Below are 13,014 nucleotides of genomic sequence, written 5' to 3'. Positions count from 1 at the left end.
GAACTGCGCGACCAGTCCCCACCGCCCTGAAACCGCGCAAGAACCCGGCGAGGCACCCCGTAGGCGCCCGGCTCAGCCCCACGTACCCGCCCCCGCCCCCGCCCGACAACCCGACCGGCACCCCTCGATGAGGCCTATCCGCGCAACCGCGGTGCCCGTGCCCCCGCGTCGACGCTCGTGCCGGTCTCCTCCACGAGGTCCGCGAGCCGCCGGGCCCAGTCCGCCAGCCCCGCGAGATCCATTCCGTACGGCCGCCCCCGCCCGGTCTCCGACGCGGCCCACTCCTCCGCGGCCCCGGCGCCGCGCCGCAGCAGCCTCGCCCCGCCCGTGACGTTCCCCCGGGCAGAGTGGGTCAGCCCCACCGCGAGCTGGGCCAGCCCCCGCCACAGAGCCCGTTCCTCGTCGGGGCCCGACTTCCAGGCGTCCTCGAAGACCTCGTGCGCATGGAACGGGCGTCCCGCGTCCAGCAGTTCCTGAGCCTCGGCCACGGTCTGCTGCGGGGTGCGCACCACGCCCTCCGGCTGCCGGGCGACGCCGTCGGCGCCGTACGGAAGTGGCCGCCCGAGCCCGTCCCGCGGCCGGGCGTTGCGCGCCCGCCCCTCGCCGTCCCGGTCCCGCGCGCCCGTCTGCCGTCCTGAGGATGTACTGGCCATACGTCGATTGTCCCGCGCCCGGCGCCGGCTTCGGTCCGGCCCCCGACGTGGGGTAAAGTTCTGTCGGCGCGCTCCCGCGATCCACCGCGGGGCAGCGCACCGGGACGTGGCGCAGCTTGGTAGCGCACTTGACTGGGGGTCAAGGGGTCGCAGGTTCAAATCCTGTCGTCCCGACGGTGCGGAAACGCAGGTCGGAGGCCGTCCTCTCATTCCATGAGAGGACGGCCTCGTGTGCGTCGGGGGGAAGCGGTCGTAGGCCTCGATCGACCGGGAGTCAGCGGCCCCAGCGCAGCGCGGCGGTCTGTACAGGCGCGTCCCACAGCCGCAGCATTTCCGCGTCGGCCCGGCACAGCGTCACCGAGCAGCCCGCCATGTCCAGCGACGTGACGTAGTTGCCCACGAGCGTCCGCGCCACCGGCACGCCCCGGGCCTCCAACAGTCGGGCCACCTCGGCGTGGAACCCGTACAGCTCCAGCAGCGGCGTCGCACCCATCCCGTTGACAAGGGCCAGTACCGGCCCGTCGGCCGGAGCCACCTCCACCAGCTCGTCGAGTACGGCGCCCACCGCGACCTCCGCGATCGCCCGGGCCGGCATCATCGCGCGCCGCTCCCGGCCCGGCTCGCCGTGGATCCCGACGCCGAGCTCCATCTCCCCGTCCGGCAGGTCGAAGGTCGGGCCGCCTTTCGCGGGAGTGGCGCAGGCGCTGAGCGCCACGCCGAAGCTGCGCGAGGACTCGTTGACGCGCCGGGCGATCGCGGCCACCTGCTCCAGCGGTGCGCCTTCCTCGGCGGCCGCCCCGGCGATCTTCTCCACGAACAGGGTCGCCCCGGTGCCCCGCCGACCGGCCGTGTAGAGGCTGTCGGTGACGGCGACGTCGTCGTCGACCAGGACCCGCTCGACCCGGACGCCGTCCTCCTCGGCGAGCTCGGCGGCCATCTGGAAGTTCAGCACGTCCCCGGTGTAGTTCTTGACGACGAACAGCACGCCCTGTCCGGCCTCGACGGCGCTCGCCGCGCTCAGCATCTGGTCCGGAACGGGCGAGGTGAACACATCCCCGGGACACGCGGCCGACAGCATCCCGTACCCGACGAACCCGGCGTGCAGCGGCTCGTGCCCGGAGCCTCCGCCGGACACCAGCCCGACCCGCCCGCCTTCCCGCGCGTCTCGCCGTACGACCACCCGCCGCTCCACGTCCACGTCCAGCTCCGGGTGGGCGGCGGCCACCCCCCGCAGGGCATCGGCGACCACGGTCTCCGGACTGTTGATCAGCATCTTCATGGGAACCTCCCGGGTGGAACCGGCGGCGGAGCCTCTGCCGCAGTGTCCGTCTCCAGTGTCCGTCTCCCCGTGGACATCCGCGACGGGTGCTCGCTGCCGACCTGCACCGCCGAAAGCTGCTTGTAAGCCGAAGTGTCGGCTCGCGCGCGCATGGCTCTGGCCCGTTTTACACTGATGTGTGGAGTACTCGGGGGAGTCGACGGCCGGTCCTCGGGCCGGCGGGAAGCGGGTACCCATGGCTGAGCGACTCAAGAGATCAGGACTGGTCGGCGAGCTTTCAGCGGAATTCGCCGGCACGATGATCCTCATCCTCTTCGGTTGTGGCGTGGTGGCTCAGGTCGTGGCAGGCGGAGCCCTCACGACTCCGCCGGGTGGTCTGGGAAATCACGACAGCATCGCCTGGGCCTGGGGCCTCGGCGTCACCCTGGGTGTGTATGTCGCGGCGAGGCTGAGCGGTGCTCACCTCAATCCCGCGGTGACCGTCGCGCTGGCGGCGTTCAAGGGTTTCCCGTGGAGCAAGGTCGCTCCCTACGCGCTGGCCCAGACGGCCGGCGCCTTCGTGGCGGCCCTGCTCGTCCGGTGGAACTACACCGAGGCGCTGGCGAAGGCGGATCCCACCCACACGATCAAGACGCAGGGCGTGTTCTCCACACTCCCCGCCAACGGCAACCCGAACCTGCCGGTCAGCGACTGGGGCGCACTCCGCGACCAGATCATCGGCACCGCGATCCTGCTGCTGCTGATCCTCGCGGTCACGGACCTGCTCAACACGCCCCCCGGCGCCAACCTGGCGCCGTTCATCGTCGGTCTGATCGTCGTGGCCATCGGTATGGCCTGGGGCACCAACGCGGGGTACGCCATCAACCCGGCACGTGACTTCGGTCCCCGGCTGGCCAGCTTCTTCACCGGGTACGGCGGAGCGTGGCGAGATCAGTACGGGCACCTCTACTTCTGGGTGCCGATCGTCGGCCCGCTGATCGGAGGTCTGCTGGGAGCGGCCCTGTACAAGGTCTTCATCGGCCGGTTCCTGCCGACCGCCGAGCCGGAGCCCCCGGGACGGGTACCGGCCCCGGACGAGACCGAGACCTGACACAACAGCGGCACGAGAGCTGACCGGCTTCCGGGGTTGCCGTGATCCGGCTGCCCCGGGAGAGCCCCAAGGAGAGGCGGCATCCCATGGCGGACTTCGTCGGCGCGGTGGACCAGGGGACCACCAGCACCCGTTTCATGATCTTCGACCATGCCGGCAACGAGGTGGCGAGACACCAGCTGGAGCACTCACAGATCCTCCCGCGCTCGGGGTGGGTCGAACACGACCCGGTGGAGATCTGGGAGCGCACCAACTCGGTGATCCAGAACGCCCTCCGGCACGGAAACCTCGCGCCGGAGGACCTGGCGGCCATCGGTATCACCAACCAGCGGGAGACGACCGTCGTCTGGGACCCCCGCAACGGCCGCCCCTACTACAACGCCATCGTCTGGCAGGACACCCGTACCGACTCCATCGCGGCGGCGCTGGACCGCTCGGGCCAGGGCGACGTCATCCGCCGCAAGGCGGGGCTGCCGCCGGCCACGTACTTCTCCGGCGGCAAGATCCAGTGGATCCTGGAGAACGTCGACGGAGTCCGCGAGGCGGCCGAGCAGGGCCATGCCCTCTTCGGCAACACCGACGCCTGGGTGCTGTGGAACCTCACCGGCGGCCCCGACGGCGGCGTCCACGCCACCGACGTGACCAATGCCAGCCGCACCATGCTGATGGACCTGGAGACCCTCGACTGGGACGACGAGCTGCTGGGCTTCTTCGGCGTTCCCCGGGCGATGCTGCCGACCATCAGCCCGTCCTCCCACCGGGAGGCGTTCGGACAGACCCGTACGTCCCGGCCGCTGCGGGCCGCCATCCCCATCACCGGGGTGCTCGGCGACCAGCAGGCAGCCACTGTCGGGCAGGTCTGCTACGCGCCGGGCGAAGCCAAGAACACCTACGGCACCGGCAACTTCCTGGTGCTCAACACCGGCACGGAACTGGTGCGGTCCCAGCACGGCCTGCTGACCACCGTGGCGTACCAGTTCGGCGACAGCCCGGCGATCTACGCCCTCGAAGGCTCCATCGCCGTCACGGGCTCCGCGGTGCAATGGCTGCGTGACCAGCTGAAGATCATCAATGACGCCGCCGAGAGCGAACGCCTGGCGCGTACCGTCGAGGACAATGGCGGGATCTACTTCGTCCCCGCGTTCTCCGGCCTGTTCGCCCCGTACTGGCGTTCCGACGCCCGGGGCGCGATCGTCGGCCTCGCCAGGTACAACGACGGCGGCCACCTGGCGCGGGCCGCCCTGGAAGCCATCTGCTATCAGAGCCGCGACGTCGTGGAAGCCATGGAGCAGGACTCCGGCGTCCACCTCGACGTGCTCAAGGTCGACGGCGGTGTGACGGCCAACGACCTGTGCATGCAGATCCAGGCCGACGTCCTCGGCGTCCCGGTCAGCCGCCCGGTCGTCGCCGAGACCACCGCGCTCGGCGCCGCCTACGCCGCCGGCCTGGCCACCGGTTTCTGGCGGGACACGGACGAACTGCGCACCCACTGGCAGGAGTCCAAGCGCTGGGAACCCCAGTGGTCCGAAGATCAGCGCGAGGAAGGATACGCGGGCTGGAAGAAGGCGGTGGAGCGCACGCTCGACTGGGCCAAGGTCGAATAGGCCCGGCCGGGAGCGACCGAACGGGGCCGCGCGAGCCGCGAGCGCGGCCCCACCCGCACCCGCTGCACGAGGAGGACACCATGGCGAACCCGGTGGCTCTCTCGCCCGGGGCACGCGCGGAGGCCCTCGTCCGACTGGGAGAGGGTGAGCTCGACGTCCTCGTCGTCGGGGGCGGCGTCGTCGGCGCCGGCGCGGCCCTGGACGCCGCCACCCGGGGCCTGAGAGTCGGCCTGGTCGAAGCCCGCGACTGGGCCTCGGGCACGTCCAGCCGCTCCAGCAAGCTCATCCACGGCGGTCTGCGCTACCTGGAGATGCTGGACTTCCGCCTCGTCGCCGAAGCCCTGAAGGAACGCGGACTCCTGCTCCAGTTCCTGGCCCCTCATCTGGTGCGTCCGGTGCCGTTCCTCTACCCCCTGCGACACCGCATCCGGGAGCGGCCGTACGTCGGCGCCGGCGTGCTGCTGTACGACACCATGGCCGCGGCCTCCGGTACCTCCAGAGGTCTGCCCCACCACCGCCACCTGCTCAAGCGCCGAGCCCTGCGCGAGGCACCCGCGCTGCGCTCCGACGCCCTGGTCGGCGCGATCCAGTACTGGGACGCCCAGGTCGACGACGCCCGGCACACCCTGTTCCTCGTCCGCACGGCCGTCGCCTACGGAGCGCTGGCCGCCAACCGCACCCGCGTCAGCCGCTTCCTGCGACAGGGCGAGCGGGTGGTGGGAGCCGCTGTCACGGATCTGGAGACCGGCGACGAGACCGAGGTGCGAGCCAAGCAGGTCATCAACGCGACCGGCGTGTGGACCGACGACACCCAGGCCCTCACCGGCACGCGCGGCCAGTTCCACGTCCGCGCCTCCAAGGGCGTACACCTGCTGGTCCCCCGTGACCGGATCAACTCCCGTACCGGGCTGATCCTCCGCACCGAGAAGAGCGTGCTGTTCGTCATCCCCTGGGGACGACACTGGATCATCGGAACCACGGACACCGACTGGACACTGGACAAGGCCCATCCCGCCCTCAGCTCCCAGGACGTCACCTACCTGCTGGAACACGTCAACAGCGTCCTGGCCACGCCCTTGGTTCCGGAGGACGTCGAAGGCGTCTACGCCGGTCTGCGTCCCCTCCTGTCCGGCGAGGCCGCGGAAACCAGCAAACTGTCACGGGAGCACCTGGTCGCCCACCCGGTGCCCGGTCTCGTCGTGGTCGCGGGCGGCAAGTACACCACCTATCGGGTGATGGCCAAGGACGCGGTCGACGAGGCGGCCCGCGGCCTGGACGAGAAAGTGCCCGACTGCGTCACGCACCGCGTTCCGCTGCTCGGCGCCGACGGCTATCCGGCCCTCTGGAACTCCCGCCACAACCTCGCCCAGGGCTCCGGGCTGCATGTCGCCCGCGTCGAGCACCTGTTGAACCGCTACGGCTCCCTGGTGCACGAGCTGCTCGCCATGGTCGCGGCCGACTCCTCGCTCGGCGAGCCGTTGCCGAGCTCCGACGACTACCTGCGGGTCGAGGCCGTGTACGCGGTGACCCATGAGGGTGCCCGTCACCTGGAGGACGTGCTCGCCCGCCGTACCCGGATCTCCATCGAGTCCTGGGACCGTGGGGTGGACGCGGCGCGGACCGTCGCGGAACTGATGGCGCCGCACCTGGGGTGGGACCAGGCGCACCGGCACCGTGAGGTCGACCAGTACCTGAAGCGGGTGGCCGCCGAACGGGAAGCGCAGCAGCAGCCGGACGACCGGACCGCCGACGCGGTCAGGCTCGGCGCCCCCGACATCATTCCGGTGCACTGAGCAGGGCGACCGCCTCGCGTGGGGGATGCGTCCGCCGACGTGCGTCCGCGTGTGGCGGGGAGTCCCGGTTGGCAGAGGCGCGGTGGCGCCGTCGAGGGGCATTCGGGGGCCAGGAGGCCGCCTGAGCGTCCGGACGGGCGGTCGCGGCGGCCGCCGTGAGGACTTGGTCGGCGGCGCGAGGCGGGTGCCTGCGGGGCCCTTTTCGTGTGTCCCGGCGACTCCGGACGGCTTCCGTCACGCGGGCGGCAACCTCGCCGGGACCGGCGGCCACCTACAGGCGAAGTCCCGGCGGTCTCCCGCCCCGGTGCCGGTCGGCAAGCGGCTCGGCCCGTCGGCGGGAGGCGTTCCGTATCGCCATACCCCCACCCGGGCCGTCCGCTGTCCGGATCCGATGAACCGAGGAACCCCCACATGACCGACACCGAACGAACCGGCCCCTCCGGCTTACCGCGGCGCACCCTCCTGCTCGGCGCGGCAGCCGGCGCCGGCGCGCTAGCCCTGGGCACGGGCCCCCTGGCGACCCCCGCGCAGGCCGCGACCTTCGTCAAGGGCGCCGACGTCAGCTGGCTGCCGCAGATGGAGGCGCAGGGCTACTACTGGAACAACAGCGCCGGAGTGCGCCAGGACCTGTTCACGATCCTCAAGGGGTACGGCATCACCGCGGTGAGCCTGCGCACCTGGGTCAACCCCTCCAGCGATCCGGCCAACGGGCACTGCTCCATCGAGGAGACCGCCCAACTCGCGCAGCGGGCCAAGAGCGCCGGCATGCAGGTCCTCGTCGGCTTCCACTTCGGCGACACCTGGAACTCGGTCGGGGTGCAGAACCCGCCGGCGGCCTGGGCGGGCATGACCTACAGCCAGATGCTCGACGCCATGTACGACTACGTGTACCACTCGTGCAACGTCATCAAGAGCCATGGTGTCACCCCGGCCTGGGTGAAGATCGGCAACGAGTCCAACTCCGGTATCTGCAAGCCGGTCGGCAGCGTCACCCGGCCGGCTCAGATGACGGGCCTGCTGAACGCGGCGTACGACATGTCCAAGCAGGTCTTCCCGAGCACACCGGTGCTGGTGCACCTCGCCCAGCCGCAGAACCTGGCGAGCGTCCAGAACTTCCTCAACGCCTACCGGGACAACGGCGGGAAGTGGGACATCACCGGCCTCTCCTCGTACGCGCAGGGCGGCAACGTGCCCGCCGTGCTGGCCAACATGCAGACCATCCAGTCCGCTTACGGCAAGCCGGTCATGCAGGTCGAGTACGGCGGACCGGTCGGCAAGCCCACCCAGGTGCGCGACTCGCTGAAGGCGTTCGTCACCGGGCTGCAGGGCTTCGGCGGCCTCGGCACCTTCTTCTGGGAGCCCGAGGGCTATCCGTCGTTCAACGGCTACAACAGCTCGGCCTGGGACGAGAGCACGCGGCGCCCCACGGCGGCCCTGGACGGATTCCTCAACGGATGAACCTGGAGTCAACGATGAGTTCTGCCCAGCTCGTGGGGCGGGCGCTGCTGATCTCGGCGGTCGCCCTCAGCCCCCTCGCGATCCCGACCGGTTCGGGGGCCGTGAGCAGCGCGGCGGCCGTGACCACCTATTACGTCTCCCCGAACGGCAGCGACAGCGCGGCAGGGACGCAGGCCGCCCCCTGGGCGTCCATCGCCCACGCGCAGGCCGTCGCCCAGCCCGGCGACACCGTGTACTTCCGGGGCGGCACCTACCGCTACACCCGCGCCAACAGCGACTGCACGAGCCAGACGGCCAGGGTCGACGCCATCACCCTGAACAAGAGCGGCAGTTCGGGAAGCCCGATCCGCTACTGGGCCTATCCGGGGGAGAAGCCGGTCTTCGACTTCTCCGGGATGACGGACGACTGCCGGATCAAGGGCTTCGACATCACCGGCAGCTGGATCCACCTCAAGGGCCTTGAGGTCACCGGCGTCCGGCAGAACAACAAGCTGAACCACGAGTCCTGGGGCATCTGGATCTCGGGCAGCGACAACACCTTCGAGCAGATCGACACCCACCACCACATGGGACCCGGCCTGTTCCTCCAGAACGGCGGCGGCAACCTCGTCCTCAACTCCGACTCGCACGACAACTACGACACCAACTCCTCCAACGGGGCGGGAGAGAACGCCGACGGGTTCGGCGCGCACATCCCGGCGGGCCGCTCCGGCAACGTGTTCCGGGGCTGCCGCGCGTGGTGGAACGCCGACGACGGCTTCGACCTCATCAGCGCCTACTCGTCGGTGACCATCGAGAACTCGTGGGCGTGGCGCAACGGCTACATGCCGGGCACGACCACCGCGGCCGGCAACGGCACCGGCTTCAAGGCGGGCGGCTACGGCGGCGACTACGACGCCGGTGCCGTCAAGCACACCGTGCGCAACTCGGTGGCTTTCCTCAACCGGGCGTCCGGCTTCTACGCCAACCACCACCCGGTCGCCAACGACTACTTCAACAACACGGGGTACGGCAATCACCCCGACTTCAACATGCTGGGTGTCGACGCGACCGGCGCCGCCGTCGGCCGGGGCAACCTGCGCAACAACCTCGCGTACACCGGCACGTTGACATCGAACATGACCGGCACGAGTGCCGCGAACAACTCCTGGAACCTGGGCGTCACCCTGTCGGACGGCCAATTCCAGAGCGTGTCGACGTCCGGCTGGGACGCGCCCCGCCGGACCGACGGGAGCCTGCCCGTGCCGCCCGGTCTCCGCCCCAGGGCCGACAGCACCTTGATCGACAAGGGTGTGAACGTCGGACTGCCGTACCAGGGACAGGCGCCGGACCTCGGAGCGTTCGAGATCTCCTGAGCCGAGGGAGGTCCCCGGTCAGCTCAGCCAGGACCGCCGATTCCCTGTCGGGCCGGTTCGGGGCGGTGGATGCCGCGGGGGCGGTAGCCGAGTTCGTCGGAGCGGCCCAGCAGGTCGGCGAGGTACCAGGTGATGGCCAGCCACATCTCCGTGCCCTGGAGGCCGGGCTCGGGGCCGGGCCCCGCGGCGCCGGGGCCGAAGCCGAGGCCCCGGCCGTCCTGCCGGCGGCGCAGGACCGTGGACAGCTGCCGCTCGGCCCAGTCGCGGATCTCGGCGGAGCGGTAGCCGCCGGCCGCCTGGCCGAGCTGCCGGGTGCACAGCCACAGGGGGTGGGCGACGTCGAGCACATTGCAGGCGTTGCCCCGCCCGGGCCCGAAATGCCGGGTGTCGCGGGCGTGGTCCAGGACCGTGTCCACGACCCGCTCGGGATACGGCACCGGCAGCCCGAACTGCGCGAACGATCCCCGCGTCAGCCGGTAGTAGCCGTTGACCATCTGGAGCCGGCCCTCCTCGGCGGAGGGGCTGCCCCACATCCCGGTCCATGGATCGACCCTGGTCAGCAGCCAGCCGAACAGCGACTCCGGCGTCCCGTTGCCCGCGCCGCCACCGTCGCCGTGCCGCAGGTTCCAATGGGCCGCGGTGGCAAGGCTGTCGACCCAGGCACCGGCTCCCCACGCCCCGGTCCGCCAGGGCAACGCGTCCAGTTGCGCAAGGAGTTGACGCGCGGTCATGTCCTCGGCGTCGCACACCGGATGAGGGAGACCGGTGCCCAGCAGATCGAGGGCGTATCCCACGCACAGCACGTGATAGAGCGCCGCCCCCTCGCCGATGAACCCGTCGGCGTCCGTCACCGGAAGCGGTTCGCCGAACTCCGGCACGAGACCGCTCTTCGCATCCTGGAGCCCGCTCAGCCGCTCGATGTGCTCCTCGGCGGACATGTGCTCCGGCACGGACCCGAGCAGCAGGTCGGCGATCTCCACGGCATCGCAGTGGGCCCGCACGGTCGGCGCGGCACCAGGACGGTCGACGTATCGCCCACCGTCCCAGCAACGGTCGAGCAGCTCGCCGGCCTGGGCCCGCGCGGTGTCGGCGAAGGCGGCCAGATCACCATCGCCGGGTCCGAGTCCGAGTCCGAGTCCCAGTCCGAGTCCGGGTCCAAGTCCGGGTCCGGCGCCGGACACAGGCGTACGGCCGCCTCCTGGCCGCGCCTCCGCCAGACCCACCGCTGCCCCTGCGCTCCCGACCGTGGGAGCCTCCGCGTCCTTCGCCGCCGGGCGGGTCGTAGCCGTGGGGCCACCGGCCGACCGTAGCTCGGCCCGTCCCGTCGCCGTCTCCCGGCGATCCCGCAGCACGCGTGCCGGATTGCCCGCGGCCACCGACCATGCCGGGAGATCTCGGGTGACCACCGCTCCCGCCCCGATCACGCAGTGGTCGCCGATGGTCACGCCGTCCACGACGATCACGTGTGAGCCGATCCAGACGTCGTCCCCGACCCGGATGCCTCGGCTGGTGAGCGGCTGGCGGAAGACGGGCCGGTCGGGGGCCATGGAGTGGTTGAAGCCGAGCAGCGAGGTGTGGGCGCCGATGCGGACCCCGTCGCCGAGAACGACGTTCCCGCGCACCGTGGTGAACGGGTTGAGCGTGCAGTCCGAGCCGGTGGTCAGCTCGTCGGTGACATAGGCGTGCGCGGCGATGTACGAGTCGTCGCCGAGCCGCAGCCGGTCCGCGAACACCGCGGCGGACTCGGCGACGTAACACCGCTCACCGATCCCGGTGTCGCCGCCGATCGCCTCCTGCACCTCCCGCTGTGCGGCGCGCTGTTCCTCGGTCGCCTCGTCGGCGAAGAGCCAGGGGCAGTGGTCGAAGTGCCGGAGGGACGGCTGCCGCGGATGATCCATACGAGCACGCTAAGCACCGTGCGGCCCGCCGGGGAAGGGGTGCCGCACGGGACGCGGCCCGCCCCGGAGTGGTAGAAGCGGTCATGACCAACTCGCACTTCTCCCGCTCCTCCTCCCGCCCGGCGGGTGTCCGATGACCGAGGGCGCCGACATCCCCGACCGCCGGGGCCGCACCGGACTCGACCGCACCGGCCTCGACCTGACCGGCAACCCCCGCGTCAAGGTCCGGGAGGTGAAACTGCTGTCCAGCCACTGGTACGTCGAGCGGGCCACGACCTTCGACCTCCAGCGCGCCGACGGAACCTGGAGCACCCAGCAGCGCGAGACCCACGACCGCGGCAACGGCGCCACCATGCTGCTGTACGACACGGAACGCGAAACCGTCCTGCTCACCCGCCAGTTCCGCTTCCCGGTGTATGTCAACGGCCACCCCGACGGACTGCTGATCGAGACCCCCGGCGGTCTGCTCGACGACGATGACGAGCACCCCGAGCTCGCCGTACGGCGCGAGGTCGTCGAGGAGACCGGGCACACCATCGGCGAGGTCCGCCACGTCTTCGACGTCTACATGAGCCCCGGCTCGGTCACCGAGCGCGTCAGTTTCTACGCCGCCGAGTACGCCCCGTCGACCCGCACCCACGAGGGCGGCGGCCTCCACGAGGAGGGCGAGGACATCGAGATCCTCGAACTGCCCTTCCGCAGGGCCCTGGAGATGATCCGGACCGGGGAGATCGCCGACGCCAAGACGATCATGCTGCTCCAATGGGCGGCGCTGGAGGGGCCGTTCGCCAAGTGAGCGCGTTCACCAAGTGAGCCCGCGGGCCCTTGACTTGAAGTGCGCTTCAAGATGAAGACTCCCGTGTGTGCCCCGAAGACGGGTACACACGGGAGGGAATCACCATGAAGTACCGCACCATCGGCACCGATCCGGCGACCCGTCGCGAGGTCAGTGTCCTCGCGCTCGGCGCGATGCTGTTCGGTTCACGGACCGACGAGGAGACCTCCTTCGCCGTCCTCGACCGCTATGTCGAGGCCGGTGGCACCTTCATCGACACGTCCGACAACTACGCCTTCTGGGAGGACGGCGGCCAGGGCGGCCAGAGCGAGGAACTGCTGGGCCGCTGGCGGCGCAGCCGCGGCGTCGGCGACGAGATCGTCATCGCCACGAAGCTCGGCGCCCGCCCCCTGGCCCCCGGCACGAGCCACCTCGACAACGCGGAGGGCCTGTCGGCCAAGGTGATCCGCGAGTCCGCGGAACGCAGCCGGGAGCGCCTCGGCGTGTCCAAGCTGGATCTCCTCTACGCCCACATAGAGGACCCCAGGGTCCCGCTCCAGGAGACGGTGGAGGGGTTCGCCGAACTGGTCGCCGAGGGCACGGTGGGCCTGCTCGGCGTGAGCAACCACGCGGTGTGGCGGGTGGAACGAGCCCGGGCCCTCGCGGCAGCGGCCGGCCTTCCCGGCTACGAGGTCCTCCAGTACGCCCACAGCCATCTGCGCCCCCGCACCGACGTACCCGACGACCTCTTCCCCGACGGCAGCCTCGGCCACGCGGGCGCGGACCTGCTGAGCTACCTGCGCGCCGAGCCCGCCCTCACCCTGGTCGCGTACTCACCCCTCCTGAAGGGCGCCTACACCCACCCGGACCGCCTCCCCGCGGACTTCGACCACCCCGGCACCGCGCCCCGACTGCGGGCCCTGGCCGAGGTGGCGAAGGAAACGGGCGCCACCGTCAACCAGGTGGTTCTGTCCTGGCAGATCGGCTCGGACCTCCCGATCCTCCCGCTCGCGGGAGTCTCCTCCCTGGCACAGCTGGAGGAGAACCTGGAGGCGGTGGATCTGGAGCTGACAGGGGAGCAGCGGGCGCGGCTGGACGGGGCGCACTGA

General features: G+C 71.0%; 10 protein-coding genes and 1 tRNA gene. 8 read left to right on the top strand and 3 right to left on the bottom strand.

Going from position 1 to position 13,014, the window contains the following annotated elements; all coding sequences use genetic code 11:
- Positions 1–134: 134 nt before the first annotated feature.
- A complete protein-coding gene (locus ACGFWE_RS04600) occupies positions 135–653 on the bottom strand; it encodes a DUF309 domain-containing protein (protein WP_352380568.1) in 519 nt (172 codons plus the stop codon).
- A gap of 100 nt (positions 654–753) precedes the next feature.
- Here ACGFWE_RS04600 and ACGFWE_RS04595 point away from each other — a divergent pair.
- Positions 754–827 (top strand) — tRNA-Pro (locus tag ACGFWE_RS04595).
- A gap of 100 nt (positions 828–927) precedes the next feature.
- Here the strand turns inward: ACGFWE_RS04595 and dhaK are convergent.
- Positions 928–1,932 (bottom strand): dihydroxyacetone kinase subunit DhaK, encoded by a 1,005-nt coding sequence (gene dhaK / locus ACGFWE_RS04590; protein ID WP_352380566.1) that lies wholly within the window; start codon positions 1,930–1,932, stop codon positions 928–930.
- Positions 1,933–2,167: 235 nt separating this feature from the next.
- On the opposite strand from dhaK, the gene ACGFWE_RS04585 reads away from it, so the two are divergent.
- The 5 genes from ACGFWE_RS04585 (at position 2,168) to ACGFWE_RS04565 (ending at position 9,232) form a co-directional block, all read left to right on the top strand.
- Positions 2,168–3,022, top strand: a complete 855-nt coding sequence (locus ACGFWE_RS04585) for an MIP/aquaporin family protein (protein ID WP_352380564.1) — start codon at positions 2,168–2,170, stop codon at positions 3,020–3,022.
- Between the two features lie 86 nt (positions 3,023–3,108).
- The gene (glpK, locus tag ACGFWE_RS04580; RefSeq protein ID WP_352380562.1) at positions 3,109–4,626 is read left to right on the top strand and encodes a glycerol kinase GlpK; all 1,518 of its coding nucleotides are present in this window, start codon (positions 3,109–3,111) and stop codon (positions 4,624–4,626) included.
- An 80-nt stretch (positions 4,627–4,706) separates the two neighbouring features.
- Entirely contained in the window at positions 4,707–6,419 is a 1,713-nt protein-coding gene (locus tag ACGFWE_RS04575) for a glycerol-3-phosphate dehydrogenase/oxidase (protein WP_352380560.1), read from the top strand.
- A 411-nt stretch (positions 6,420–6,830) separates the two neighbouring features.
- On the top strand, positions 6,831–7,877 hold the full coding sequence (locus ACGFWE_RS04570; RefSeq protein ID WP_352380558.1) for a glycosyl hydrolase 53 family protein: 1,047 nt from the start codon (positions 6,831–6,833) through the stop codon (positions 7,875–7,877).
- Positions 7,878–7,891: 14 nt separating this feature from the next.
- Complete coding sequence (locus tag ACGFWE_RS04565; protein ID WP_393597815.1) at positions 7,892–9,232, top strand: right-handed parallel beta-helix repeat-containing protein; 1,341 nt, start codon at positions 7,892–7,894, stop codon at positions 9,230–9,232.
- A 23-nt stretch (positions 9,233–9,255) separates the two neighbouring features.
- Here the strand turns inward: ACGFWE_RS04565 and ACGFWE_RS04560 are convergent, their stop codons facing one another.
- On the bottom strand, positions 9,256–11,130 hold the full coding sequence (locus ACGFWE_RS04560) for an acyltransferase (protein ID WP_393597813.1): 1,875 nt from the start codon (positions 11,128–11,130) through the stop codon (positions 9,256–9,258).
- Positions 11,131–11,263: 133 nt separating this feature from the next.
- On the opposite strand from ACGFWE_RS04560, the gene ACGFWE_RS04555 reads away from it, so the two are divergent.
- On the top strand, positions 11,264–11,926 hold the full coding sequence (locus tag ACGFWE_RS04555) for an NUDIX domain-containing protein (RefSeq protein WP_352380552.1): 663 nt from the start codon (positions 11,264–11,266) through the stop codon (positions 11,924–11,926).
- Between the two features lie 104 nt (positions 11,927–12,030).
- The gene (locus ACGFWE_RS04550; protein ID WP_393597811.1) at positions 12,031–13,014 is read left to right on the top strand and encodes an aldo/keto reductase; all 984 of its coding nucleotides are present in this window, start codon (positions 12,031–12,033) and stop codon (positions 13,012–13,014) included.

Origin of the sequence: Streptomyces sp. NPDC048523 (genome assembly GCF_043199815.1) — a bacterium.
Taxonomy (GTDB): Bacteria; Actinomycetota; Actinomycetes; order Streptomycetales; family Streptomycetaceae; genus Streptomyces.
This window is presented reverse-complemented; position numbering and strand designations above follow the sequence as displayed.

What these genes read in the sequence shown, in the direction of transcription:
- glpK (WP_352380562.1), top strand. Translation starts at nt 3,109, where the DNA reads ATGGCGGACTTCGTCGGCGCGGTGGACCAGGGGACCACCAGCACCCGT.
- ACGFWE_RS04600 (WP_352380568.1), bottom strand. Translation starts at nt 653, where the DNA reads ATGGCCAGTACATCCTCAGGACGGCAGACGGGCGCGCGGGACCGGGAC.
- ACGFWE_RS04565 (WP_393597815.1), top strand. Translation starts at nt 7,892, where the DNA reads ATGAGTTCTGCCCAGCTCGTGGGGCGGGCGCTGCTGATCTCGGCGGTC.
- ACGFWE_RS04550 (WP_393597811.1), top strand. Translation starts at nt 12,031, where the DNA reads ATGAAGTACCGCACCATCGGCACCGATCCGGCGACCCGTCGCGAGGTC.
- ACGFWE_RS04555 (WP_352380552.1), top strand. Translation starts at nt 11,264, where the DNA reads ATGACCGAGGGCGCCGACATCCCCGACCGCCGGGGCCGCACCGGACTC.
- ACGFWE_RS04560 (WP_393597813.1), bottom strand. Translation starts at nt 11,130, where the DNA reads ATGGATCATCCGCGGCAGCCGTCCCTCCGGCACTTCGACCACTGCCCC.
- ACGFWE_RS04575 (WP_352380560.1), top strand. Translation starts at nt 4,707, where the DNA reads ATGGCGAACCCGGTGGCTCTCTCGCCCGGGGCACGCGCGGAGGCCCTC.
- dhaK (WP_352380566.1), bottom strand. Translation starts at nt 1,932, where the DNA reads ATGAAGATGCTGATCAACAGTCCGGAGACCGTGGTCGCCGATGCCCTG.
- ACGFWE_RS04585 (WP_352380564.1), top strand. Translation starts at nt 2,168, where the DNA reads ATGGCTGAGCGACTCAAGAGATCAGGACTGGTCGGCGAGCTTTCAGCG.
- ACGFWE_RS04570 (WP_352380558.1), top strand. Translation starts at nt 6,831, where the DNA reads ATGACCGACACCGAACGAACCGGCCCCTCCGGCTTACCGCGGCGCACC.